This is a genomic window from Segatella copri, assembly GCF_026015295.1.
In the GTDB taxonomy this organism is placed as follows: domain Bacteria; phylum Bacteroidota; class Bacteroidia; order Bacteroidales; family Bacteroidaceae; genus Prevotella; species Prevotella copri_C.
The window spans coordinates 789249-811386 of sequence record NZ_JAPDUW010000001.1; the positions used below are offsets into that span (position 1 = coordinate 789249).

21 protein-coding genes are annotated in these 22138 nt (G+C 46.8%); 9 read left to right on the plus strand and 12 right to left on the minus strand.

Annotated elements, in window-relative coordinates:
• Window positions 1-126 precede the first annotated feature (126 nt).
• From dapA to ONT18_RS03240, 4 genes are all read left to right on the plus strand, one after another.
• Entirely contained in the window at window positions 127-1014 is an 888-nt protein-coding gene (dapA, locus tag ONT18_RS03225) for a 4-hydroxy-tetrahydrodipicolinate synthase (protein ID WP_264903979.1), read from the plus strand.
• A gap of 31 nt (window positions 1015-1045) precedes the next feature.
• Entirely contained in the window at window positions 1046-1933 is an 888-nt protein-coding gene (locus tag ONT18_RS03230; RefSeq protein WP_118254919.1) for an AraC family transcriptional regulator, read from the plus strand.
• Between the two features lie 136 nt (window positions 1934-2069).
• The gene (gene uxaC / locus ONT18_RS03235) at window positions 2070-3473 is read left to right on the plus strand and encodes a glucuronate isomerase (protein ID WP_119227416.1); all 1404 of its coding nucleotides are present in this window, start codon (window positions 2070-2072) and stop codon (window positions 3471-3473) included.
• A gap of 106 nt (window positions 3474-3579) precedes the next feature.
• Window positions 3580-4896 (plus strand): YihY/virulence factor BrkB family protein, encoded by a 1317-nt coding sequence (locus ONT18_RS03240; RefSeq protein ID WP_264903980.1) that lies wholly within the window; start codon window positions 3580-3582, stop codon window positions 4894-4896.
• A gap of 63 nt (window positions 4897-4959) precedes the next feature.
• Here the strand turns inward: ONT18_RS03240 and ONT18_RS03245 are convergent, their stop codons facing one another.
• On the minus strand, window positions 4960-5556 hold the full coding sequence (locus ONT18_RS03245) for a phosphoribosyltransferase (protein ID WP_006846750.1): 597 nt from the start codon (window positions 5554-5556) through the stop codon (window positions 4960-4962).
• A gap of 181 nt (window positions 5557-5737) precedes the next feature.
• On the opposite strand from ONT18_RS03245, the gene ONT18_RS03250 reads away from it, so the two are divergent.
• The 3 genes from ONT18_RS03250 to ONT18_RS03260 all read left to right on the plus strand — a co-directional run bounded on the left by ONT18_RS03250 (window position 5738) and on the right by ONT18_RS03260 (window position 7593).
• Entirely contained in the window at window positions 5738-6637 is a 900-nt protein-coding gene (locus tag ONT18_RS03250; protein ID WP_006846749.1) for a YitT family protein, read from the plus strand.
• Between the two features lie 243 nt (window positions 6638-6880).
• Complete coding sequence (locus tag ONT18_RS03255) at window positions 6881-7135, plus strand: hypothetical protein (protein WP_117586890.1); 255 nt, start codon at window positions 6881-6883, stop codon at window positions 7133-7135.
• A complete protein-coding gene (locus ONT18_RS03260) occupies window positions 7132-7593 on the plus strand; it encodes a hypothetical protein (RefSeq protein WP_117586891.1) in 462 nt (153 codons plus the stop codon). Before ONT18_RS03255 ends, ONT18_RS03260 begins: the two co-directional genes overlap by 4 nt.
• A 113-nt stretch (window positions 7594-7706) precedes the next feature.
• Here the strand turns inward: ONT18_RS03260 and ONT18_RS03265 are convergent, their stop codons facing one another.
• From ONT18_RS03265 to ONT18_RS03275, 3 genes are all read right to left on the minus strand, one after another.
• Window positions 7707-8144 (minus strand): N-acetylmuramoyl-L-alanine amidase, encoded by a 438-nt coding sequence (locus ONT18_RS03265; RefSeq protein ID WP_153081464.1) that lies wholly within the window; start codon window positions 8142-8144, stop codon window positions 7707-7709.
• 16 nt (window positions 8145-8160) lie between these two features.
• On the minus strand, window positions 8161-8250 hold the full coding sequence (locus ONT18_RS03270; protein ID WP_022120265.1) for a smalltalk protein: 90 nt from the start codon (window positions 8248-8250) through the stop codon (window positions 8161-8163).
• A gap of 286 nt (window positions 8251-8536) precedes the next feature.
• Entirely contained in the window at window positions 8537-9073 is a 537-nt protein-coding gene (locus ONT18_RS03275; RefSeq protein ID WP_264903981.1) for a DNA-binding protein, read from the minus strand.
• A 329-nt stretch (window positions 9074-9402) separates the two neighbouring features.
• Between ONT18_RS03275 and ONT18_RS03280 the strand changes: the two genes are divergently transcribed.
• Window positions 9403-11004 carry an ATP-binding protein gene (locus ONT18_RS03280; protein WP_264903982.1) on the plus strand — a complete coding sequence of 534 codons (1602 nt, stop codon included), beginning with the start codon at window positions 9403-9405 and terminating at the stop codon, window positions 11002-11004.
• An 85-nt stretch (window positions 11005-11089) separates the two neighbouring features.
• On the opposite strand, the gene ONT18_RS03285 is transcribed toward ONT18_RS03280, so the two are convergent.
• The 3 genes from ONT18_RS03285 to ONT18_RS03295 form a co-directional block, all read right to left on the minus strand.
• Window positions 11090-11302: a DUF4248 domain-containing protein gene (locus ONT18_RS03285; RefSeq protein WP_006846744.1), complete on the minus strand. Its 213-nt coding sequence runs from the start codon at window positions 11300-11302 to the stop codon at window positions 11090-11092.
• Between the two features lie 144 nt (window positions 11303-11446).
• The gene (locus ONT18_RS03290; RefSeq protein WP_264903983.1) at window positions 11447-13762 is read right to left on the minus strand and encodes a BT4734/BF3469 family protein; all 2316 of its coding nucleotides are present in this window, start codon (window positions 13760-13762) and stop codon (window positions 11447-11449) included.
• Between the two features lie 11 nt (window positions 13763-13773).
• Entirely contained in the window at window positions 13774-14184 is a 411-nt protein-coding gene (locus ONT18_RS03295; protein WP_264903984.1) for a hypothetical protein, read from the minus strand.
• Window positions 14185-14724: 540 nt separating this feature from the next.
• On the opposite strand from ONT18_RS03295, the gene ONT18_RS03300 reads away from it, so the two are divergent.
• Window positions 14725-15603 (plus strand): Rpn family recombination-promoting nuclease/putative transposase, encoded by an 879-nt coding sequence (locus ONT18_RS03300; protein ID WP_264903985.1) that lies wholly within the window; start codon window positions 14725-14727, stop codon window positions 15601-15603.
• 134 nt (window positions 15604-15737) lie between these two features.
• On the opposite strand, the gene ONT18_RS03305 is transcribed toward ONT18_RS03300, so the two are convergent.
• The 5 genes from ONT18_RS03305 to ONT18_RS03325 are packed head-to-tail and all read right to left on the minus strand — an operon-like array spanning window position 15738 to window position 21666.
• The gene (locus ONT18_RS03305) at window positions 15738-17441 is read right to left on the minus strand and encodes a fimbrillin family protein (RefSeq protein WP_264903986.1); all 1704 of its coding nucleotides are present in this window, start codon (window positions 17439-17441) and stop codon (window positions 15738-15740) included.
• Window positions 17442-17453: 12 nt separating this feature from the next.
• On the minus strand, window positions 17454-19019 hold the full coding sequence (locus ONT18_RS03310; protein WP_264903987.1) for a fimbrillin family protein: 1566 nt from the start codon (window positions 19017-19019) through the stop codon (window positions 17454-17456).
• A 34-nt stretch (window positions 19020-19053) separates the two neighbouring features.
• Window positions 19054-19944, minus strand: coding sequence for a fimbrillin family protein (locus tag ONT18_RS03315; RefSeq protein ID WP_264906784.1), 891 nt, complete (start codon window positions 19942-19944; stop codon window positions 19054-19056).
• A gap of 37 nt (window positions 19945-19981) precedes the next feature.
• On the minus strand, window positions 19982-20875 hold the full coding sequence (locus ONT18_RS03320) for a FimB/Mfa2 family fimbrial subunit (RefSeq protein WP_264903988.1): 894 nt from the start codon (window positions 20873-20875) through the stop codon (window positions 19982-19984).
• A gap of 20 nt (window positions 20876-20895) precedes the next feature.
• Window positions 20896-21666, minus strand: a complete 771-nt coding sequence (locus ONT18_RS03325; RefSeq protein ID WP_264903989.1) for a hypothetical protein — start codon at window positions 21664-21666, stop codon at window positions 20896-20898.
• Between the last annotated feature and the right edge of the window lie 472 nt (window positions 21667-22138).

Here is a 22138-nt window from a genome sequence, read left to right on the forward strand (position 1 = left end):
GTGAAATATGGTATAATAATACAGATTTTTTTCAAAAATGGTACAATCTTGAAAGAAAAGTTCAATTTTATTTTGCAAATTGACAATAATTGTGTACTTTTGCCAACGTTTTTGATATTATAGATTATGGCACAGAACATATTCAAGGGTTTAGGTGTTGCCCTTATTACTCCTTTCAACACCGATGGCTCGGTTGATTATCAGTCGCTCAAGCGATTGGTAGAGTTTCAAATTGACAATGGTGCAGACTTCCTTTGCATCCTTGCCACAACTGGTGAGGCTCCATGTCTTACACAGGAAGAGAAAGATAAAATCACAGAATTGGTGAAAGACGTGAACAAGGGTCGCATCAAGATATTGAAATATTGTGGCGGTAATAATACTGCTGCTGTCGTTGAAGAAATCAAGAACTCAGACTGGAGTGGCATTGATGGCATCCTCAGTATCTGTCCTTACTACAACAAACCTTCTCAGGAAGGTCTCTATCAGCACTTCAAGGCCATCGCCCAGGTTAGTCCGCTGCCTATCGTGCTCTACAATGTTCCTGGCAGAACCGGTATCAACATGAAGCCTGAAACAACCTGCCGTATCGCCCGCGACTTCCCTAATGTGGTAGCCGTGAAGGAGGCTAGTGGCAGCCTGGAGCAGGTAGATGAGATTATCAAGAACAAGCCTGATAATTTTGATGTTATCAGCGGTGATGATGCGCTTACCTTCTCAATGATTGCCAGTGGTGCTGCCGGCGTTATTTCTGTTATCGGCAATGCCCTGCCTAAGGCTTTCAGCCGTATGATCCGTCTCGAGTTCCGTGGCGAATATGAGCCAGCCCGTAAGATTCATCATTCTTTTACCGAGCTCTACAGTCTGCTCTTTGTTGACGGTAACCCTGCCGGTGTAAAGGCGCTCCTCAATGATATGGGCTTCATCGAGAACGAGCTCCGTCTGCCTCTGGTTCCTACCCGTATTGCAACCAAGCAGAAGATGAGCGACATTCTGAAGACTTTGAATATCTAAAATAGTGATTAGTTATTAATCATTTAGTACCATGGTAGATGATAGAAGAATCATACACGAGATAACACCGCTGATGGGTAAGGATGTGCTCTATATTGCAGACCGACACAAGAAGGAGTTTACTTATCCTATCCATAACCATTCGGTGTACGAGTTGAACTTTGTTGAGAATGCAAAGGGAGTAAGAAGAATCGTTGGAGATTCGCAGGAGGTGATAGGCGACTATGATCTTTGTCTCATCACATCGCCCGATCTGGAGCATGTATGGGAGCAGAACGAATGCCACAGCGATGACATCCGTGAGATTACCGTCCAGTTTGATTTCTCCATGAGTGATGAAACGCTCTTCGGAAGAAATCCCTACGCCAGCATTACCCGTATGATGCAGGAAGCGAAGAAGGGACTCTCATTCCCGTTGCAGGCAATCATGAAGGTATACGGAATGCTCGATACTTTAAGTTCCGTAAAAGACGGTTTCTATGCCGTACAGCAGTTCCTGACCATTCTCTACGAACTGTCACGCTGCGAAAATGCCCGCACCCTGGCTTCCAGCAGTTATGCCAAGGTAACGGTAGAAGACGATAGCCGGCGCATCCTGAAGGTGAAGAATTTCATCTCCAAGAACTATATGGATGAACTCCGTCTGCCGGAGCTTGCCTCGCTGGCAGGCATGAGCAGCAGTGCGTTCAGCCGTTTCTTCAAGCTTCATACCGGCAGAAATATCTCTGAGTATATCATCGACCTGCGGCTGGGTTATGCTGCCCGCATGCTGGTAGATACCGCCAAGAGTATCAGCGAGATAGGTTTTGATTGCGGATTCAACAATCTCAGCAACTTCAACCGCATCTTCAAGAAAAAGAAAGGATGCTCGCCAAGCGAGTTCCGTGAAAGCTATCATAAGACAAGAATCATTGTATAATACAGCCAACGTAATCGTTTAAGTGAAATTATCAAAAATATTTCGCTTAAACGATTCTTTTTTCCGATATTTGTTGTACCTTTGCGCTACAATTCATAGTGAATAAATAAACATTTAAAAACTACGATAACGAATTATGAAGCAATTTATGGATGAAAACTTCCTGCTCGACACTAAGACTGCACAGGATCTTTTCCACAATCATGCGGCTAAAATGCCAATTATCGATTATCACTGCCACCTCATCCCTGAGATGGTAGCCAATGATCACAAGTTTAAGAGTATTACAGAACTTTGGCTCGGCGGCGACCACTACAAGTGGCGTGCTATGCGTACCAATGGTGTAGATGAGCGCTTCTGCACAGGTACTGATACTAGCGACTGGGAGAAGTTCGAGAAGTGGGCTGAAACAGTGCCTTATACTTTCCGTAACCCTCTCTATCACTGGACTCACCTGGAGCTCAAGACTGCTTTCGGTATCAATAAGCAGCTCAGCCCTAAAACAGCCCGTGAAATCTACGATGAGTGTAACGAGAAGTTGCAGTTGCCTGAATTCAGTGCTCGTGGCTTGATGCGTCATTACAATGTAGAGTGCGTTTGTACTACAGACGACCCAATCGATGACCTGCGTTACCACAAGCAGACACGTGAGAGCGGTTTCGAAATCAAGATGATTCCTGCTTGGCGTCCTGACAAGGCTATGAACATCGAGAAGCCAGATTTCGCTGACTATATGAACAAGCTCGGTGAGGTAGCAGGTGTTAACCTCGTTACATTCCAGGATATGGTTGATGCTTTGCAGAAGCGTCACGACTTCTTTACTGAGAACGGCTGTAAGTTGAGCGACCACGGTATCGAGGAGTTCTACGATGAGCCATACACAGATTCTCAGATTGAGACTATCTTTGCCAAGGCTATGCGTGGCCAGCAGCTTTCTGCTCTCGAAATCCGTCAGTACAAGCATGCATTCCTCAAGGTTTGCGCTGAGATGGATCATGCTGCCGACTGGACACAGCAGTACCACTATGGTGCTATCCGCGACAACAATACACTGATGTACAACAAGCTTGGTGCTGATACCGGTTTCGATTCTATCGGTGAGTTCACTACAGCCAAGGCTATGAGCAGCTTCCTCAATGAGCTCAACATGGAGGGTAAGCTTACACGTACTATCCTCTATACATTGAACCCATGTGCCAATGAGGTAATCGCTACCATGCTCGGTAACTTCCAGGATGGTTCTTGCCCAGGTAAGATTCAGTTTGGTTCTGGCTGGTGGTTCAACGATCAGCTCGATGGTATGACCCGCCAGATGAACGCACTCTCTGTATTGGGTCTCCTGAGCCGTTTCGTAGGTATGTTGACTGACTCTCGTTCATTCCTCAGCTACCCACGTCACGAGTACTTCCGTCGTTTGCTCTGCAACCTCCTCGGCAATGATGTAGAGAAGGGCTTGCTTCCTAACGACATGGAGAGCCTCTCTCGTATGGTAGAGGATATCTCTTACAACAATGCTCGCAACTACTTCAAGTTCTATTAATCCATAGAACTGTAGCAATTTATACTAAGACAAATCCCTTCACGGCATCCCGGTGGTGTTGTGGAGGGATTTGATGTTTTTATCGTGAAACCAATACTTTAAACTTATGGGGGTAATAAACAGAATACTAGGTTTTTACGAAGATATCAGAGAGTTCAATTCTTCTAATATCAAAGACTTCCGGGGCAGACTCAAGTCTTGGATCAAGATGGGTATGCTTGCCGGTCGCATCTTCTATCTCAAGGATATGTGGGCCAGGGATGTGGCTGCCTTGACTTTTGCCTCCTTCATGGCTCTGATACCTTTCATGGCTATGATGTTTGTCATAGCCCGTGGTTTCGGCTATGCCTCTCTGCTCGAATCCTGGCTCTCTACCACCTTCGAGGCACAGCCTGTTGTGGCGCAGACCATCGTTAACTTCGTTCACAATTATATTGAGAATACACAGAGCAACTACATCATCGGTACGGGTATCGTGATGTTTCTCTATACCATCGTTTCGCTGATGCAGAAGATAGAGCTTACCTTCGATGACATCTGGCATACGGGCGAGCGTTCGTGGAAGCAGATTGTTACCGAATATCCTACCATTCTGTTTGGTCTGGGACTGCTGATTCTCTTTGCTTCGAGCATCAATGTATGGACGGTGAATATGGTGGATAATGTAGACAGGATAGCGGATATCGGGGATACCATTCCTTCGTTCATCCTCCATCTGGCAGCTTTCGTACCGATGTTCCTGTTCTTCGTGTTCTGCTATTATGTCATCCCGAATACCTATATCCGGGTTCGCAGTACCCTGGTTCCATCGTTCCTGGCGGGTGTCTGCATGACGGCACTTCAGTATGGATATATCTATCTGCAGGTTTTTCTGTCCAGCTACAATGTCATCTATGGTTCGCTGGCAGCCATTCCGCTCTTCCTGTTATGGCTTCAGATTTCGTGGGCTATCGTAGTGTTTGGCGCCTTGCTCTGCCATACCAACCAGAACATCCATTATTATGATGGTGATTTGCAGTACGATCACCTGAAACTGGTGCAGCGCATCAAGGTTTGTGGGGTGGTGATGCATCTGGTATGTCGTCGGTTCAATCAGGGCGAACAGGCGTATACTCCGAAAGAAATTCATGATTTAACGAAGGTGCCTCAACAGATTGTCAACCAGTCGGTTAAGGAACTGTTACGTGCCCGTTTGCTGGTAGAAATCCGGAATGGTAAGAAAAGCAGTTTTGAGGAATCGGTGGTTCTTCATCCGATAGAGAAGATAGAGCATCTTACCTATGGTGTGATGATAGAGCGCCTCTTCAGTTATGGCGAGGATATCTCAAGCCTGGCCGCATTGGAGTCGGATATGGCGATGTGGAAGGATATCGATATCGTGAATGCAGAGTTCATAGAAAAGGGAAAGCAAATCGCTTTCTGATGAAAAACGGTGTTTTTTAGGCACGTGTAATCCGTGCCTAAAAAACTATCAATTTATAGTTTCTTATTTCTGGTCATATCCGTCAGAAATCTTTTTTCCCAGTGCTAGCGCCAGTTCTACCTTGGCACCATATCCTTCCAGCTGGTCGGCAAACTTGGCTACCGAATTGCCGGATGCGATGATGTCATCAAAGAGAATGATCTTTTTGCCCTGGAAGAAAGCCTCGTCGATATGGAGTTCATCTACAGGATCGCCATCTTCATCTACATCATGCGTGTAGCTGAAGGCAGGGTAGGCGTTGGTCATGCCCGTAGCCTTGCATATCTCCTCGCTGAACTCCTTGAAACGGCGCTTGGTATGCGCCTCAAGAGCTGCAGGAATACAGACCAGGGTAAACTGTGCTGCCTCTTCGCCCAAAAGACTCTTCAGCTTGTCTGATACCATTTCGATAGCCTTCTTCAGGGCTTCCTGATGGTCCATCTCCGTAGTGAGCTCAGAGTTACCTTTAAAGTTGACGATAAGGTCGCGTTTTTCCCATTCCTCTGCTGTGAGCTCAAAAGTACCGAAGGCGCTGAATGCAGCGTAGTCGACAAGCCATTTGTAGTGCAGTCCGTTTTTCAGGACTGGCCACGAGTTGATTTCATTTTCGTAATTAGCCATAGACTAGAATTTTTTGATAATTAATAATGCATAGTTTCTGCAAAAATAGGAAATCTTTTCGAATTAAGGTGCCGGTTTCATAAAAAAGATTTGTTTTTTAAGTAATATTTCACGTAGCTGCCCTTTTTTTACTTATTTTTTAGTACCTTTGCACCGCATTTTAAGAAATACGTATATTTATATGACGAGAAAAACAAAACTTCATGAAATCCGCGACTACGTTATCATTGCCCTGGCGATGATAGAAGGTAGTATCGGTTTGAACATCTTCCTGCTTCCCAATCATATCACGATGGGTGGTGTAGGAGGTATCGCTTCTATCCTTTACTGGGGATTTGGCATCCCGGCATCTGTATCTTATCTGGCGCTCAATGTGTTCCTGCTTCTCATCGCATTCCGCATTCTGGGCTATAAGTTCTGTCTGAAGACCATCTATGGTGTTGGTATCTTTGCCTTAACTACCCGTCTGATAGAGACGCATACGGTAGGCATGACGCCGCTGCTTCACGACCAGCCGTTCATGGCAACGGTCATCGGTGCGTTCTTCATGGGCAGCAGTGCCGGTCTGGGTCTTTCCTGCAATGGTTCTACGGGTGGTTCTGATACCGTAGCGGCGATGATCAACAAGTATTGGAACATTTCCCTGGGTCATGCCATCATGATTTGCGACCTGTGTATCATCACCAGTTCTTATCTGGTATTGCGCGATTGGGAGATGGTGATTTACGGTTATGTCTGCCTCTTTGTGCAGTCGCTCTGTGTAGATCATGTGGTGAATGCGTTGCGCCGTTCGGTTCAGTTCTTCATCATCAGCGACAAATATCTGGAGCTCAGTGCAGCCATCAATACCGCTGCCGACCGAGGTTGTACGGTGATGGATGGTCATGGCTGTTACAGTGGCAAGGATGTCCACATGCTGTTTGTATTGGCGCGTCAGCGTGAGTCTCAGAAGATATTCCGTCTTATCGACGAGATAGATCCTACCGCCTTTGTCAGCCAGAGTGCCGTCATCGGTGTTTATGGCGAAGGTTTCGACCGTTTCAAGGTAGGCAAGAAGATAGGTTTGCCGAAGAAGAAATAGATAAACAGAAAAAGGGTGTGTCATAACTGCATGACACACCCTTTTTTAGTAATTTTCTATGAATAACACTTATTTTTCTTCTGTCGTTGCGCATATTTGAGAGATTTGTACGATTAGCAGAGATTCGGGAAAAATTCCGTTATATGAGGAAAAAAAGTAAAATAATGCATTTTTTTTCAAATTCATTTGGCACTTTCAATAAAAAAATGTAGTTTTGCAATTGCTAAATAGAAAAAGATTATTATGGCAACAATTACATTAAGACCAGATGTATATGACAAAGCGGCAATCTTTGCAAGAAAAGATAAACTTAATATTGAGGATTGGGTAAATAAAATCCTGCAAAAAATTGTTGTTGATATATCTGAAAAGGAAGATATGAAAGCTCCTGCTGAGTCAAAAATGTTCAGTTGGGAAGAAATGGGCGGCATGTTCGCTTCAGATAAAAGTGATAAAGAACTGCGTGATGAGTATCTGGAAGAAAAATATGGGATATGAAAATCTTTTGTGATACCAATATTATAACGGAATTTTTAGAAAAAAGACTTCTGTTTGATGCTGTGGCTAAAATTCTTACCTTGGCATCTACTAGTCATACTTTGTTCTTGTCTGAAGGAGGATTCTACACCATCACTTTTCTCGTGGATAAACAATTACGAAGAATGAGTATCTACAATCCTGAACGTTTAGTACAGGAAAGGAAAATTCTGCTCCGCATTCTTGACACTTTCCAAATTTCGTCTGCTTCAAGATTTGGACTGAAACAAGGAGTTGAGGATGAAAACTTTAGAGATTTAGAAGATAGTTATCAATATCAGGCGGCTATTAATTGTGGTGCTGACATTTTGTTGACTATCAATGTTAAAGACTTCGTTGGTGTCTCAGATAATAAACGAATTAAAATAATGACTCCCCAGTCTTTTGTTGATGAGTTTCTTTCTAATACGCCTAGCTGACTTACGAGTCTGCGTTTATGTTCTTAAAACAGAAAATGGGTGTGTCATAACTGCATGACACACCCTTTTTTAGTAATTTTCTGAGTTTAGACATCTATATCCTCTGGCTTCGTCTAGATGTGGAAATCTACCAACTTCAGCCATCGCTTGACATCAAACGACGGACAGTCTTTGTGAACGTTCGGCAAATCGCGGTGGCCCAGTATCTCTGCATCAGGATAGGAGAGGCAGAGGCTCTCCAGAAGCGAATACAGAGACTGATTCTGGGCTGGAGTGCGCGTATCGGCAGGCTTGCCGTTCTTGTCGAGACCTCCCTCATAACAGATGCCGATGCTGTGGGCATTGTAATGACGGGCATGGGCTCCTACCTCCGACTCCGGACGACCCGGATATACCACACCATCCTTCGTGATGTAATAATGATAGCCGATACTCTTGAAACCGCGGGCAAGATGGCAGGCCTCCAACTGCTCGAATGTGAAATCCTGAGTCACTCTCGTGGCAGAACAGTGGATCACGATGAGTGAAATGCTACGATGTTTCTGTGTCATGGCAACCTCCCTTCTTTTAGCAGTTCTGTACACAGAATGAGCTGGCTACAGCTGTTAATACCGTGATGAGGAAGTTGATGATGGTTTTCCAATTTACTTTTTTCATTTTGCTTTGTTTTTTAATGATTAATACTAAGTGGATAATGATAGTCACATGCTTGTTTTAGTGGTTGAAATTTAGTTTCAGTAAGCGTTTCTGGAAAAAGAAGGGCGGGGGAGTAACTGCCTGCCCGGATACCCGTAAAAGGCAGGTTCTTGGGTCATTATGATTTGCTGTTTATCCGTAATCGTCAGGATGAAAACCAGCCGCTTTGTGCCTTCGGAATATCCCTGTCGCCGGTCAGTTCACTCCTTCCTTCTTCTGTCGTTTCGCATATTTGAGAGACGGTTCACTACTCCAGGCCGTCTCCGTTGTCGCCTGTTCCGTCGGTACTGCCGCCTTGTGATGTACCGCCGCCCCCAGTGGTTCCGCTGCCCTGTGTGGTATCGCCAGTGGTGGTATCGCCTGCAGCGCTCTCGCTAGAGTTGAGGAGATCCATGGCGTTCTTGGCGTTGGCATCGAGAGAGAGCTGGGTGTTGCTGAGCTTGCCGGTAGCACGTGCTCTGAGGCGGTAGCCTTCTACAAACTTGGCGAGGCTCCACTCCTTGATGCTGGCGGCTCCCATCTTGTTGATGATGCCGATGGAGAAGATGGCAAGGTTGTCTATCTTCACTGCCTTGTTCTGGAGCACGAGCTCCTTCACACAGCTCACCATATCGGTGAGAAGGCCCTTGATGGCACCCTTCGAGAACGGGGTGTTGTGGCTCGCCATGTGTTCGGCGAGTTCATCGATACCGATGGTTTCTGTTACTACTGGTCGCGCATAATACTTGCCATACGCTTCCTTGATTGTCTTGTTCTTGTTCTTCGCTAACTTGATGAGAATCATACTTTTAAAAATTTAGTTTTAGTAAAAAGCAGTCTGTGTCTCCGCCGAGACCGTTGCTGCATCAACCTCTCTGATTGACGATACAAAGATACAACATTCCCGAACCCCCAACTATGCGATTTGTGCGATTTGCAGGGATTCGGGAAAAAAAGGTTGAAAAAAGTGGTATTTTTTTATGTTACTGAACTTTCAACGATGTAGAGCGGAGCGCAGGGATATATAGCATAAGAATTGCTTTTATTTGAAAATAAAGACATTTTATTCCGCATTATTTTGCAGATACCAACTTTTTTCGTAACTTTGCCAAAAATTCAATAAAAAGCAACAATATGAAATATCCTATAGGTATACAAAACTTTAGTGAAATTATAGATGGCGGTTATGTTTATCTCGACAAGACCAAGCTCCTCTATGATTTAGTGCATAATGGGAAAATATATTTTCTGAGTCGTCCAAGACGATTCGGAAAGTCGTTGTTGATTTCTACCCTGGAATGCTACTTCCAAGGAAAAAAAGAATTGTTTAAAGGACTTGCCATCGAACAGTTAGAAAAAGAATGGAAGCAATATCCTGTTTTTCATATTGATTTCAACGGCAAGGACTTCACACAGGCAGGCGAATTGGAAAAAACCTTGCAGACTTTTGTTGAAACCCAAGAACTGAATTATGGCAGAAACCCATTGGCCAACACCTTGGGAGACCGATTCATGGCTGTTTTGAAAGCTGCCCACGAAAGGACAGGACTTGGCGCCGTAGTCCTGATAGATGAATATGACAAACCTTTATTGGATGTTTTAGACTCAGGGTTAAAGACCTTCGATTCTGAAGGCAACGAACGTTTGTTGGAAGACCGACATCGTGAAATCATGAAAGGTTTCTACAGTGTCTTCAAGGCTGCTGACAGAGATTTGAAATTCGTGCTGTTGACAGGTGTTACCAAGTTCTCGCAAGTAAGCGTATTCAGTGGTTTCAACCAACCAGATGACATCAGCATGGACGACCGCTACGAGGCTCTTTGCGGCATCACGGAAGAGGAACTGTATTCTGTCTTTGATGAGCAAATCAAGGCAATGGCTGCAAGATATAAAGTGTCTGAGGATGAGATGAAATATCGGCTCAAGCGCAAATATGACGGTTACCATTTCAGCCCAAGCATGCTCGACATCTACAATCCTTTCAGTATCTTGAACTCACTGAGCAAGAAAATCCTGAGTGATTTCTGGTTCCGTACAGGTTCACCTACTTATCTGGTCCGCTTATTAGCTCACTTCGACGAAAACCTCAATGAACTGACAGGGAAATTTTATCCTACCAGCAGTTTTATAGATTACAAGGCGGATACAGAGGCTCCATTGCCAATGATTTACCAGAGTGGTTATCTCACCATTAAGGATTGGAACATGGATACCGATTCTTATCTCTTGGATTTTCCAAACGATGAAGTAAAAGCTGGTTTCGTAACCATGGTGGCTGCCAACTATCTGAAGCCCAAGGAATCGCCTGACGCTTGGGTCGTAGAAGTTGTTAATACGATGAAGATGGGAGATTGTGACAAATTGGAGAAACTACTTACTTCCTTCTTCGCCAGTATACCCTATAGCCAACGTCGTAAAGATGACGAGCGGGAAAAAGAGCGATACTTTCAATATACCTTCTATCTGGTGATTCGCATGATAAGCAGTTTTACCGTTCTAATAGAAAAGGAGCAAAGTGAAGGACGGGTTGATTGCATTATTGAGACCCCAATGTTTGTATATATCTTCGAATTTAAGCGTGATGGGTCAGCGACTGAAGCCTTGAAACAAATCGAGGAAAAAGGATATGCCCGTGAGTATGCTACAGACAACAGAACGATTTACCTGATAGGCTGCAATTTCTCGTCTAAGACGGGGACGATTGACGACTGGAAGTCTAAGGGCAAAAGCGTTTAAAAACCGGGTATTTTTTCCTATAATAAACTCACCCTGAAAGGGATATGCATAGTGTGTTGTATGCATTCCCTTCCAGGGTGTTTTTTTATGGTTCATCCAGAAATTCGATGATTTCTGCTACTTGTTGCCGGGTGTAGAAGTGGGAAAACTTGCCGGCGTAGCCCGAACAGAGGCTCTGCTTGAGCTCGGGGCACCGGTTGATCCATCTCACCAGCCGGTTGAGCGCTACCCTGGGGGTAGCGGTGGGAAAGTAGAGCATGGCGAGCTCTGCCTTCCCGTAACTTCTGTCTTCTATCATAATTTGTTCTTTTTAGTCTGTTTTTGTCTGTTGCTTCTTTCTTCTGCCTGTTAGAATAAAATCTCTCCGAATCATAAGAAAATCCCTCCGAAAGATACGGAAATATCTCCGAAAGATAAAAAAATATCTCCGAAGCAGAATTTCCTAGAATGGGAGATCTTCGGGCGGAATATCCTCGCTGCCATCCATCTTCTGGTTGTTCTCTATCTCGTCAGGACGCATTTCTATCACCTTCCAGCCGTTGCCCGTCTTGCGGTGAATCTTCTTGAATCCCAGCACCTCCATGTACTTCGAGATGTCCTTGTTCGACATCGACTGGCGGAAGGCGGGATTCGTACAGATGCGATCCATCACATCACTCGCCGTAACAAACTTGCAGAACTCGGACGGCGTATCGGCATCAGGAACACGATAGAACTTGTTGATGCGCTCGGCTATATAGTTGTTCACACGGAAATAAAGATTGTGGCGCTGTATCTCCTCATTCTCCTCCTTCGTAAACCAGTAAACCCAGTCGCAGGACTCACCCTTGCGGCGCTTCTCTATCACCTCCTGAGCCAGTGCCACAGCCTGGGAGTAGATGCCATCGTAATTGAAGGGGAAGTCGATGGGACTCTTGATCTTCTCGATGCGCCAGATGAGGAAACGGCGGTTCTCGTCATCATCGATGATATGAACCTCATTGCTCGTGGCACAGAACCCCGCATTGTTCTGCAGAATGCAGTCCCACTCGGCATAAGGGATTCGCATGCTGATGTTGCGCTTCGTGATGTTGCTCTTGAAGGAATCCAGGTTCTTGCCGCGCAGACAGCTGAACTCATCGAGACACACTATCGCCTTGCTGGCACACATCTGCAGGAAATCCTTGTTCTTGTAGTCGCCCGTAGAATCGTTGGCGAAATACTTGCGCAGATGGGGCGGCAGAAGATGGTCGAAAAACGTGGTCTTGAAGATGCCGCCCTTGCCTACGAAAACCATGATAGACTGGTTGGTGACATCGGGCCGAACCCAGCAAACCACCATGTTGACCAGCCATTTCCTGAAGGCATAGGCAAAATCCTCCTCCGTATGGCGGTACCCGCCGGTCTGCATCACGGTTACCCGATGGGCTAATTCTGCGATATAGTCAGTCTTTCGGTCCCATTTCGGCAGACTCTTCAGATATTCCTCCATGGGGTTGAATTCGGGACTGAAGTTACTTCTGATTACCGTATCCAGCTTTTTCTGGGTGGTGCAGATGTTATCCAGTTCCATCTTCACGAACAGGGAATTGCTCACCCGGGTATCTACTTCGGTCCAGTCGAGATAGAGCTTCTCTCCGGTGTTGATGGCGCGCACTTCATACTGGTTGCTCAGCGTGTTGTGGTGCATTTCATATCGGGCTCCCAGCCATCCCAGCAGTGCTCTCATGCTGGTATAGCGTTTCTGCTCATCCTCTCCCTGCTGTCTTATCTTCCAGGTTCCCAGCCGCTCGGTATGCTTGTAAATCTCTCGTGCCACCCGCTCGGTATCGGCATATTCGCCGCCAAACTTATCTGCCATGTGTTTCACAGCCTCCTCCTTTTCGGCTCCGAAACAGAGGCAGAATGTGGCGTATCTCACTACGTAGCTGTTGTGATGATGCTCCTCAAACCGCTCTTCCCAGCTCTCAGCCAGTTTGTCTACATACTGCAGAATCTCTTCGGTGGTGAGCGTTTTGGGTGGCGCCTCGTCTTCCTGTTTGCGAGGGCTTTTCTTTCTGGATTTTTCAGCCTCCGTCTGTCTTTTCCTGTTCTGTTCCTCCTGTTGCTTTGTGGCTTTTTCGAAGTTCTCCACCTCCTCCCGGGTGATGGGGAGAACTTCGGCATTCCAGTTGAAGTAAGCCTCGGGGTCGTAAGCCAGTCCGCAGCTTCTCACCATGTCCTGGCATTGCTTGTCGCTGCTGATACCCAGCAGTTTGTCGTACATGCTCATGGCTTTCCTGATGGCGAGCAGGTGGAGCTCGGTGGCAGTGAGATTGCATCCTTCAGGCCGCATATATCTGAGCAGGATGCGGAATCCCTTGCCCGAGACGGTGATGTAGAAGACCATGGTGAAGGGCTGTTTCAGGGCTTTTTTCTTAAGAGCCGCGATGTCTTCGGGGGGCACGTCATCATAATCGAGCATCAGCCAGTAGGTTTCCTTTCTGAAGTCGGTCAGCTTCTTGGCATTACCTTTGAGCTGCACGCTGGGTGTGATGCAGGGCAGCCGGTGCTTGATGTCCTCTGCCGTTCTCTTGTCCACCTTCATCATCGCCCTGTAGCCTTCGGTATTGGCTTTTACCGGTGCTGAATGCATGATGTTGTACTCCAGCACCGCTCTGTTAGGGAGCGGGTTGCTGGCAGAGGAAAACAGGTTAGTGAAAAATGAGGGCAAGGCCTCTTTCTCCTCCATGGCTTCCTGTTCACTGTTGATTGCTTCTGTTGTTTTCTTTTTTGCCATATTTTTAAAATTTAAAGGGTTGTCAGTTTGATGAATTTCTCATAAATTTTAGCGGATTTCCTGGAAACCTTGTTGTATGGAAGTTTTTCTCTGAGCAGTGCCCATTTTCTTTTTCTTTCTTCCCAATACTCTTCTCCTTTCTCTTCCTCCCACCTGTCTACTTTTTCCTTGTAGATTTTCAGTTTGGATTGGTATCCTTCCTGATGTCTGTTCATTTTGTCTTCCAGTCTCAGATAGCTTTTGATAGCCTCTTCCATGGCAAGGAGTTTTTCGGGAGTGAAGGTTCCCTTTTTGGTATCCATGCTGATGGTATTCCTGCCGCCCCTGTTATTTCTCACTTTGGGTTGGTTCATACCTAACTCTTTGGCGAAGCCGAGTTTTGTGTCAGCTTCTTCTGCCAGTTCTTTTAAAAAACTGCCCATGTCTAATGTTTCTTTGATCTTTTGATTCATGCTGCGAAATTACTACAAATTTGTGAATAGAGTGGGTGAGCGTCATAACGCTCACTTTTTACAAACTATAACCTAGGTTAAAGTTTTTAACGCAGCAAATCGGTGCCCCTTTCTGGGGGTATTTTGAAGATGAAGATGATGTTTGGTTTTGTATTGCCTGTCGGAAGAAAAAGTTGAAAAATGACGAGGTGAAGGGTGAAGGGTATATTTTAAACTCTATATTATATTCTTTATTTTATGGATTTTGCGATTTTTGACCCTAGGGTCTTTTTTTCGGTTTTTACCCTTACCCTTCACGCGTATATATATAAAAGAGTTTTCAACCCTTCACCCTTCACCTTTTTGTTTAATATTTTGTGGGTCAGATAGTTAAGGGTGAAGGGTGGTGAAGGGAGGTGAAGGGAGAAGTAAAAAGACTTTCCACTCCTCAATGAAAAAAACAGCCCTAAAAATTTGGAAGTTACAAATATTCAGCGTATCTTTGCAGAAGAAAATAAAAACATAAAGCGTATGAAACAGGTAGAAGAAAGATACATCAGCTTGCTGACCGACTTCGGTTTCAAGCGAATTTTTGGAACAGCAATGAACAAGGATTTGCTCATTTGCTTCCTCAACAGCTTGTTTAATGGCAGACAGGTTGTGAAGGACGTGTCGTATCTGAACCCGGAGCACGTGGGAGATGTATATACCGACCGAAGAGCCATCTTTGATGTATATTGCGAGGGCGAAAACGGCGAGAAGTTCATCGTAGAAATGCAGAATGCCTACCAGACGTATTTCAAGGATCGCGCCCTTTTCTACTCAACCTTTCCTATCCGTGAGCAGGCACCTAAGGGGAATGACTGGGATTTCAGACTCAATCATGTCTATACCGTAGCCCTGCTCAACTTCAGCATGAACGAGGACGCCTTCGACAAGGAGAAAATCCGCCATCATGTGCAGTTGTGCGACACAGCTACCCACAAAGTATTTTACGACAAGCTCGAATATATTTATGTAGAGATTTCCAAGTTCAACAAACCCCTGGAAGAACTGGATACGCTCTACGAGAAGTGGCTCTATGCACTGAAGAACCTCTATAAGCTTACCCAGCGCCCTAAAGAACTGTGCGACAAGGTTTTCGACCGCCTCTTCGAGGAAGCCGAAATAGCCAAGTTTACTCCGCAGGAAATGAGGGAGTACGAGACCAGCAAGATGGCATATCGCGACATCAAGAATTCCGTAGACACTGCCAAGCGTGAAGGTCTTGCGGAGGGTATTGAAATCGGTATGAATCAGAAAGCCCTGGAAATAGCTAAGAATATGCTGGCAATGGGACTTTCTGCCGAACAGGTTGCCAAGGCTACCCAGCTGCCTTTAGATATCATTAAGAATCTGAGCAATTCTTAAAAAACAGAAAGCGGAGATGTAGATTACGAATATCACCATATAACCAAGGGTCTATACGCCACCTTTTCATCGTGGCATATAGACCCTTGTCGTTTAATGTTCGTTGCGGGCGGAACTTTTCCGCCCGCAACAGCTTACTGCTTCCTCAAGGTAGGCAATGCTCCTTTAAGTTCGTAACGCCACTTTGAGCCTGCGTTCTGCAAGGCGGTGTTCATGGCATCGACGGCTTTCTGCCAAGTAACGACAGAGCCGTCCACCTTCGTGGCTTTGGTGCTTTTCGTATTGTAGCCGATACCTTGTTCATGATTGTTCTTCCAATAGCAGGCGGTCACGGTGGTATTATAGTTATCTCCCAAAAAGCCGCCGATATGTACATAGCCAGTGCTACTACCCGTACTGGTTACGTTGCCCGTGGCATAGCAGGCAAGGAGGCTGATTCCTGCGTTCATTCCCACCAGACTGCCGCCAGCGATATTCTTTTTGGGGTTTATTTCTATGATCACGTTGCCTGTGGCATAGCAAGCGGTCAGGGTGGCACTCGAATTCGTCTGACCTGTCACGCCGCCGACATCGACCGTTCCCTTCACTGTGGCAGAGGAGCTGCATCCGGTGATGGAACCGCCTATTTGAACACCCACCACACCGCCGACATACACCGTGCCGCTGATGCTGCCCGACACCGAGCAGTTTTCAATGGTGCCATAGCTAGATCCTACCACGCCGCCAATACTGCCGCCATATATTTGATTGCTTGTTATCTGTACGCCCTCCATCACCACGTTCTTCACCGTACCAGCTCTATTGAGATAGCCGAACAGACCCGCAAATTCGTCATTTGTCGTAAAGGTCAGCCCCGTAATGGTATGGCCGCCACCATCGAAGGTGCCTTTGTATGAGTTGTCGTAGTCTGTGCCTATCGGCGTCCAGGCTTTGCCGGTGAGGTCAATGTTTTTGTCGAGGGTAATGTTTATGTCGGTCTTACCTCCGTTCACTAATTCGGCTATATTCATCAGACCGTCGGCGTTATAGACCGTGTAGCTGCCGTCGTCCTCTATGATATAGCCTCTTGCCGTAGCGAGGGAGACGGTGTAGGTATATTCACCGCCCGCCTGCCAGTCGGTAGCATTCTTCATCTTATAAACGAAGGTCTTGCCGTTAGTGAAGGTGCAGGTAATGAAGGCCGTGCCAGCTGCCACACTTTGCGGGGCTACGATGGCGGTGTAGGTGTTGCTGCCCTTGTCATACGGGACGATTATATCCGGGTTGCCGCCTTCGGTGGAGAGACCCGTCAGCTGCACGGATGCCAGCCCCTCGGTGTTGTCCGTCAGAACGATGGTCACCAGCGCCGTGCGGTGGGTGAAGCGGAGCGTGGGGCTACCGTAGGTCACCGTCTGTCCGTCGGCTACGATGAGGTCGCTGGTCTCAAAGTCCTTCTGGGTACTTTGGTTGGCTTTTACTTTTACCGCAGGTGGGGTTGTCTCGCCAGCGGTGTAGGGCCACCACGCCGTAACGGTGATGTCGTTGTGGTTGGTCCAGTAGTACGGGTCGGTGGAGGTCAGCGTGGCGCTGGTGGGGTCGGCGGTGGAGGGCGTTACGTCGTATGCCTTCACCGTGCCGTCCATCAGAACTGCTACGCTCTGCACACCCTCCCAATTGCCGTCCACCGGGGCACGGGTGCCGGCGGTGGCTGTCGCAGCGGGGTTCAGCCCCGTGGCGGTGAAGACGATGGATCTGCCTTCCGCCCCTTCAGGCAGGAAGCCCGCTTCGTCCTGCGTGCAGGCGGCAAGGGCGAACAGCAGGGCGATGGCTGCGAATATATGGATGTTTGTTCGTTTCATGATGCGTGTTGTTTAGGGGTTGTTATTGTTTCTTTTCAGTACGGGCAGGCCGTCGGTGCCGAGTGCCCACTGGTAGTCGTTGCCGGTGAGGGCGGGGTTCATGCCGTCGACGGCTGTCTGCCATTTCACGGTCGCGCCGTCCACCTTCGTGGCAACTACCGTTCCTCCTTCATTACGGAGTACTCCTTGCCCGGTATTGCCTCCCCAATAGCAGGAAGTTATATTCTTGTAGTTGAAACGCACTAGAGTTCCACAGCCAGACTCATCTATCAATGTGCCGTCGAACCAGCAAGCGATGATATCGCCATAATTTGCATTGGTTATACCACCACTATGTACAGTAAGTTTTCCCGTCACAGAGCAGGCAATGATTTGGCCATGATTTCGGTCCACCATTCCAGCAGCTCCTCCACTACTGCCATCCAGATTCACATCTATGAGTTGTAGGTTCTTTATCACTCCACTTACATTTAAAAAATAAAAAAGTCCAAAACTCGCTGCTGAAAAGTTTAATCCCGTAATGCGGTGTCCCTGCCCATTAAAGACGCCGGAGTAGCCTGGCCATGTGTCTAAACGTGTCCATTTCTTACCCGTCAGGTCGATGTCGGCGGTGAGGGTGCAATTTATCGATTCATCTTCTTGTATGGCTTTGTTCCATGCCAGCAGGCCGTCGGCGTTATAGACCGTGTAGGTATTGGTGTTGCTGTCGTAGATGTAGCCCAAATCCTCGGCTGCGCCGCTCTCGCCGCCGCCGTCAGCCCAGCTGCCGATGGTGCAACCCTCTAACGTCAAGCCAGTGGTGTTCACCCTGACGGTGTATTTATAGCGGTTGCCCGCTTCTAATACGACGTCGTTCTGCGGGCGGAAGTAGAAGGTGCCGCTGCCGAGTTCCACCTTGACGAACGGCTTGCCTGCCGCAACGGTCTGCGGGGCGGTCAGTGCCTCGTAGGTGTTTCCGCTTGCGTTGTAAGTCTTGATGGCGGTCGGGTTGCCGTTATCGGCGGAAAGGCTCACGAGGCTCACCGTGGCACCGGCGACGCTCGTGAATCCCGTGCCGGGCTTCAGTTCGATTGCGACGCGTGCCGTGCGGTGGGTAAATCCAAGTGTCGGGTCGTCAAATTTCACCGTCTGGTTTTCGGCGGAAATGAAGTCGCTTTTCTGGAAGTCAGCCAATTTGCTCTGGTCTTCGGCAACCTTCACGACAGGCATCTGTGTGATGTCTGTATTATCCAAGGGCCACCATGCCGATACGGTAATTGGGTTGCGGCTGATCCAGTAGTACGGGTCGTTCTCGCGTGAGAGCGTAGCACTCTTGTATCCGTCGGCATCCGTAGCCGTAACGGTGTATTCCTTTACCGCATCGCCAATCTTGAGTGCCACGGAATTGACGTCCACCCAGTCGCCGTCCACGGATGCACGGGTTGATGGCGTTGCCTCCACGGACAGTCCGGTGGCATGGATGACTATTGGGTATTCCTCTTTGGACAGACGGCTATCGTCAGCCAGTTCGTCCTGTGTGCAGGCGGCGAGGGCGAACAGCAGTGCGGTGGCTGCGGGGATAAATAATCTATGTCTCATAATCCTTCATTCTAATCAATTAATTATTAATATCTTACAGGTCAGCATCCACTTCTCCACCGTCTATATCGTTCCACTTTGCAATGGTGGCTTCGCTGACTTCAAGGACTTTGTTGCTCACCTTGACAGTATAGGTGTAGTTGTTGCCCGCCAGCAGTGCGCCATCGGGCATGGTGAGTGTGGCAGGATATTCCTGACCTTTGTAATTCACAACCAACGGCAGGGATGCAACTGTCTGCGGGAAGAGGATGATCGATGACGTGAGATTGCCGTCTGCCAGATTCATGGTCAGTTCTCCGGTCTGTAGTCCGTTGTCTGCGGTGGCAATACCGTCGGCCGTGTTGAACGTACCGGTGAGTAACAATCCGTCCAGCGTGTAACGTTCAGGCTTGACCACGCTGAAATCCACACCATCGCCCGCCTCGAAGGTAAGGGTTATCCGGCTCATGCGGTGGTGGAAGGAGTTGTCTTCACCGCCTTTGTAGGTTTTGTCGGTAAAGCTCACCACCGGGCTGCTTTTGTCTCCCGTGGCTCCTGAAGCAAAGAGGAAGTCGATGGCAGGCTGGTTCAGCTGCGCCGTGGCATCGGTCGTGGCTGTGATGATGCCTCCCGCCGCGTTGTACGGATAGTAGGCGCGGAAAGTATGGGTCTTTGTATCTTCGAAATAGATAACCTTTCCTTCTGCCTCAAATTTCCCGTTCTTCAGGATGAAAGGCACGTTGCCGTACCGGGTATCGTTGCCGATATCGGTGATGCCGATACGGTCACCGTTGTCCCAAGTGGTTCCGCTGGCACGGGTGTTTACGCTGATACCACCAGTAAACTGCACGGCTACCTTACCATTTGCTGTTGTAGAAGCTGTATCTTCTGTACTGCATGAAACCATTGCACCTGCTAAGAGTGCAAGGGCGAAAAACTTCGTCATCTTTTTCATATTATCAATATTTTAAAAGTTATTATTATTATTTGGTTTCTACTTCATTGTTGAGGTTTGTCCAACCGTTGATGGTAGCTTCCAGATTCATCTTCGGCTGCATTTCTTCGTACTTGAACCTTAGTTCATACTTTCCACCAACATTCATCTTAGGAGCAGTGATGTCAAACTCCTGCAAGGTCCCGTTAGGCAGCAAGAGGCGGAGATAAACATGAGAGGCGGGGCTTCCCTGTATGGTTGGCATCAGTCGGATGACTTCCGATTTCAGGGTTGATTCCGTAGCCAGGAGGGTAGGGAGTTCCACTTCCGTTGGCTCTATGCTCGGCAAACCGTAGTCTCCATCACTGTTCTTCAGTGTTGGGAACAGACACCAGGCACAATCCAAAGCCTTGCCACTCATCTCTGTGCCTTTCGGTATGTTCTCGATGATGATGGTCAGTTCCGAAAGCACGCTCTTTATAGGGGTTTGCACCACATAGCTGCCTTCCTTGTTGTCTATCTTCACATCGGCAACTCCGAAATAGGCATTATGCTTCACATCTTTAGGATTGGTCAAGCCTATCTGGATATTGTTCCAGTTGGTCAAAGACCGGGTCTGGTCAGTGGTGAAAAATGGCTCTATGAGATTGGTAATAGCCAATATCTGATAATGCCCTTCAGGAAGAGCGAAGCGTTGGCTTGCCACCTCCTGTGCACCGCCATATTGTTTTTCCTCTACAAGCGAGCCGTCATTGGCATTGAATATCCAGAGCTTCACGTCTTTCACTTCCGTACCTTGGTCGGCTTCATCAGCCCAAATGAGCGATACCGACAAGCCGCTTTCTTCCTTGTCATCATGAACATCATGGTCGCAACTTGTCAACAGGCATGGGACGCATAACAGCACCCATAACCAAATATTAAATCTTCTTTTTGCTTTCATTCTCTATCTTGTTTTAGGAGTTACGGATGATGATTGGTAAAAGGCAAGTTGATTCCTAATCTTATGCCACTTTCCCACAAGAAGTTGTTCTTATGCTGATATTCCGGCATTCCATCCATACGTTCGCCAGTAAGACGGGTCAAACCGGAATAGATACCAAGTTTTAAGCAAGAGGTCAGTTGGTAGCCCACCTGCAAGTCTGCACCATAACCCAAATGCCAGTTGGTAGAACCTTTTATCACTTTGGCATCATCGGCTATAGTCTGAATATCAGCCTTGGTCGTTACAGCATAAATATGAGGTGATACTGCCAAATCCCATCGGCTGTCAGCTGTTTGAGGGAACAACCCAAGGAGGTTGATATTTACTCTGGCTCCATATTGTCCCATAGAGACATGGCTTTTCAGATTGGCATACTCCCAACTGTCCATGCCCAGGACACCTGCCTTGTAAAGCACACCGTCGCTACCCAACCAATAGTTACGTTCTACGCAGCAGTCTTGTGCAGACAATTTCATCTCTCCATACTTGGCAGATAACTCAGCCGAGAAGATGGAGTTGAAACGATAGCCCCCATATAAGCCAGCAGCCCAACCGGGATGAGTCTTGTCGTGTCCGAAACTTGAGAAGGTAGAGAAGCCGAAAGGCATTCCACCCTCTACTCCTACATACCAGCCTTGCTGACCGGTCTTTCCATCTTCTCTTGCTTCTGCTTTCGCGAAAGAAAATGGAAGAATTAAAGCAAGTGCTGCAACCAGTAATCGTTCTTTTCCAGTTAAATAATTTCTCATATTAATCTATTATGTTTTGATTATAATTTACAATATTTTAAATCCTTCATGATACAGATTGTAAAAATCCTGGTGCAAAGATAAGGTTTTTATTTGAAAGTGGGGGGTAATATTTGTTTTTTCAGGTATGATTTTTTGGTTTTGGGTGTCTCATTCGTGGGCAATGCGACACCTTGTTTGTATTTTTTAACGTTTTCAGACTCTATTGTCTTAACTCCTTAACTTCCTTAACTCCTTTAACTTCCTGATATGCGAAGTTCAGTTATTAGCCAATAATGATGTTAATTTCATTCAAATATTTGGCGTTATCAAGATTTTGCAGTATATTTGCATCCAAAGAATTTAAAACTACTTTAGCAACCAGATCTTATTCCAACAAAGATTAAGGATATTGTTAAATTTAAAATAATTAAGAATTATGAGTGAAAGTGAGATTGAGGGCTTTCATTTAATAGTGCAAAAGATAATTGTG

Excerpts from the sequence above, each read along its gene's own strand:
- ONT18_RS03315 (WP_264906784.1), bottom strand. The coding sequence starts at position 19,944 with ATGACGAAGTTTTTCGCCCTTGCACTCTTAGCAGGTGCAATGGTTTCA.
- ONT18_RS03320 (WP_264903988.1), bottom strand. The coding sequence starts at position 20,875 with ATGAAAGCAAAAAGAAGATTTAATATTTGGTTATGGGTGCTGTTATGC.
- ONT18_RS03325 (WP_264903989.1), bottom strand. The coding sequence starts at position 21,666 with ATGAGAAATTATTTAACTGGAAAAGAACGATTACTGGTTGCAGCACTT.
- ONT18_RS03230 (WP_118254919.1), top strand. The coding sequence starts at position 1,046 with ATGGTAGATGATAGAAGAATCATACACGAGATAACACCGCTGATGGGT.
- ONT18_RS03275 (WP_264903981.1), bottom strand. The coding sequence starts at position 9,073 with ATGATTCTCATCAAGTTAGCGAAGAACAAGAACAAGACAATCAAGGAA.
- ONT18_RS03245 (WP_006846750.1), bottom strand. The coding sequence starts at position 5,556 with ATGGCTAATTACGAAAATGAAATCAACTCGTGGCCAGTCCTGAAAAAC.
- ONT18_RS03280 (WP_264903982.1), top strand. The coding sequence starts at position 9,403 with ATGAAATATCCTATAGGTATACAAAACTTTAGTGAAATTATAGATGGC.
- ONT18_RS03285 (WP_006846744.1), bottom strand. The coding sequence starts at position 11,302 with ATGATAGAAGACAGAAGTTACGGGAAGGCAGAGCTCGCCATGCTCTAC.
- ONT18_RS03255 (WP_117586890.1), top strand. The coding sequence starts at position 6,881 with ATGGCAACAATTACATTAAGACCAGATGTATATGACAAAGCGGCAATC.
- ONT18_RS03265 (WP_153081464.1), bottom strand. The coding sequence starts at position 8,144 with ATGACACAGAAACATCGTAGCATTTCACTCATCGTGATCCACTGTTCT.
- ONT18_RS03260 (WP_117586891.1), top strand. The coding sequence starts at position 7,132 with ATGAAAATCTTTTGTGATACCAATATTATAACGGAATTTTTAGAAAAA.
- ONT18_RS03310 (WP_264903987.1), bottom strand. The coding sequence starts at position 19,019 with ATGAGACATAGATTATTTATCCCCGCAGCCACCGCACTGCTGTTCGCC.
- uxaC (WP_119227416.1), top strand. The coding sequence starts at position 2,070 with ATGAAGCAATTTATGGATGAAAACTTCCTGCTCGACACTAAGACTGCA.
- ONT18_RS03240 (WP_264903980.1), top strand. The coding sequence starts at position 3,580 with ATGGGGGTAATAAACAGAATACTAGGTTTTTACGAAGATATCAGAGAG.
- ONT18_RS03305 (WP_264903986.1), bottom strand. The coding sequence starts at position 17,441 with ATGAAACGAACAAACATCCATATATTCGCAGCCATCGCCCTGCTGTTC.
- ONT18_RS03300 (WP_264903985.1), top strand. The coding sequence starts at position 14,725 with ATGAAACAGGTAGAAGAAAGATACATCAGCTTGCTGACCGACTTCGGT.
- ONT18_RS03290 (WP_264903983.1), bottom strand. The coding sequence starts at position 13,762 with ATGGCAAAAAAGAAAACAACAGAAGCAATCAACAGTGAACAGGAAGCC.
- dapA (WP_264903979.1), top strand. The coding sequence starts at position 127 with ATGGCACAGAACATATTCAAGGGTTTAGGTGTTGCCCTTATTACTCCT.
- ONT18_RS03270 (WP_022120265.1), bottom strand. The coding sequence starts at position 8,250 with ATGAAAAAAGTAAATTGGAAAACCATCATCAACTTCCTCATCACGGTA.
- ONT18_RS03295 (WP_264903984.1), bottom strand. The coding sequence starts at position 14,184 with ATGGGCAGTTTTTTAAAAGAACTGGCAGAAGAAGCTGACACAAAACTC.
- ONT18_RS03250 (WP_006846749.1), top strand. The coding sequence starts at position 5,738 with ATGACGAGAAAAACAAAACTTCATGAAATCCGCGACTACGTTATCATT.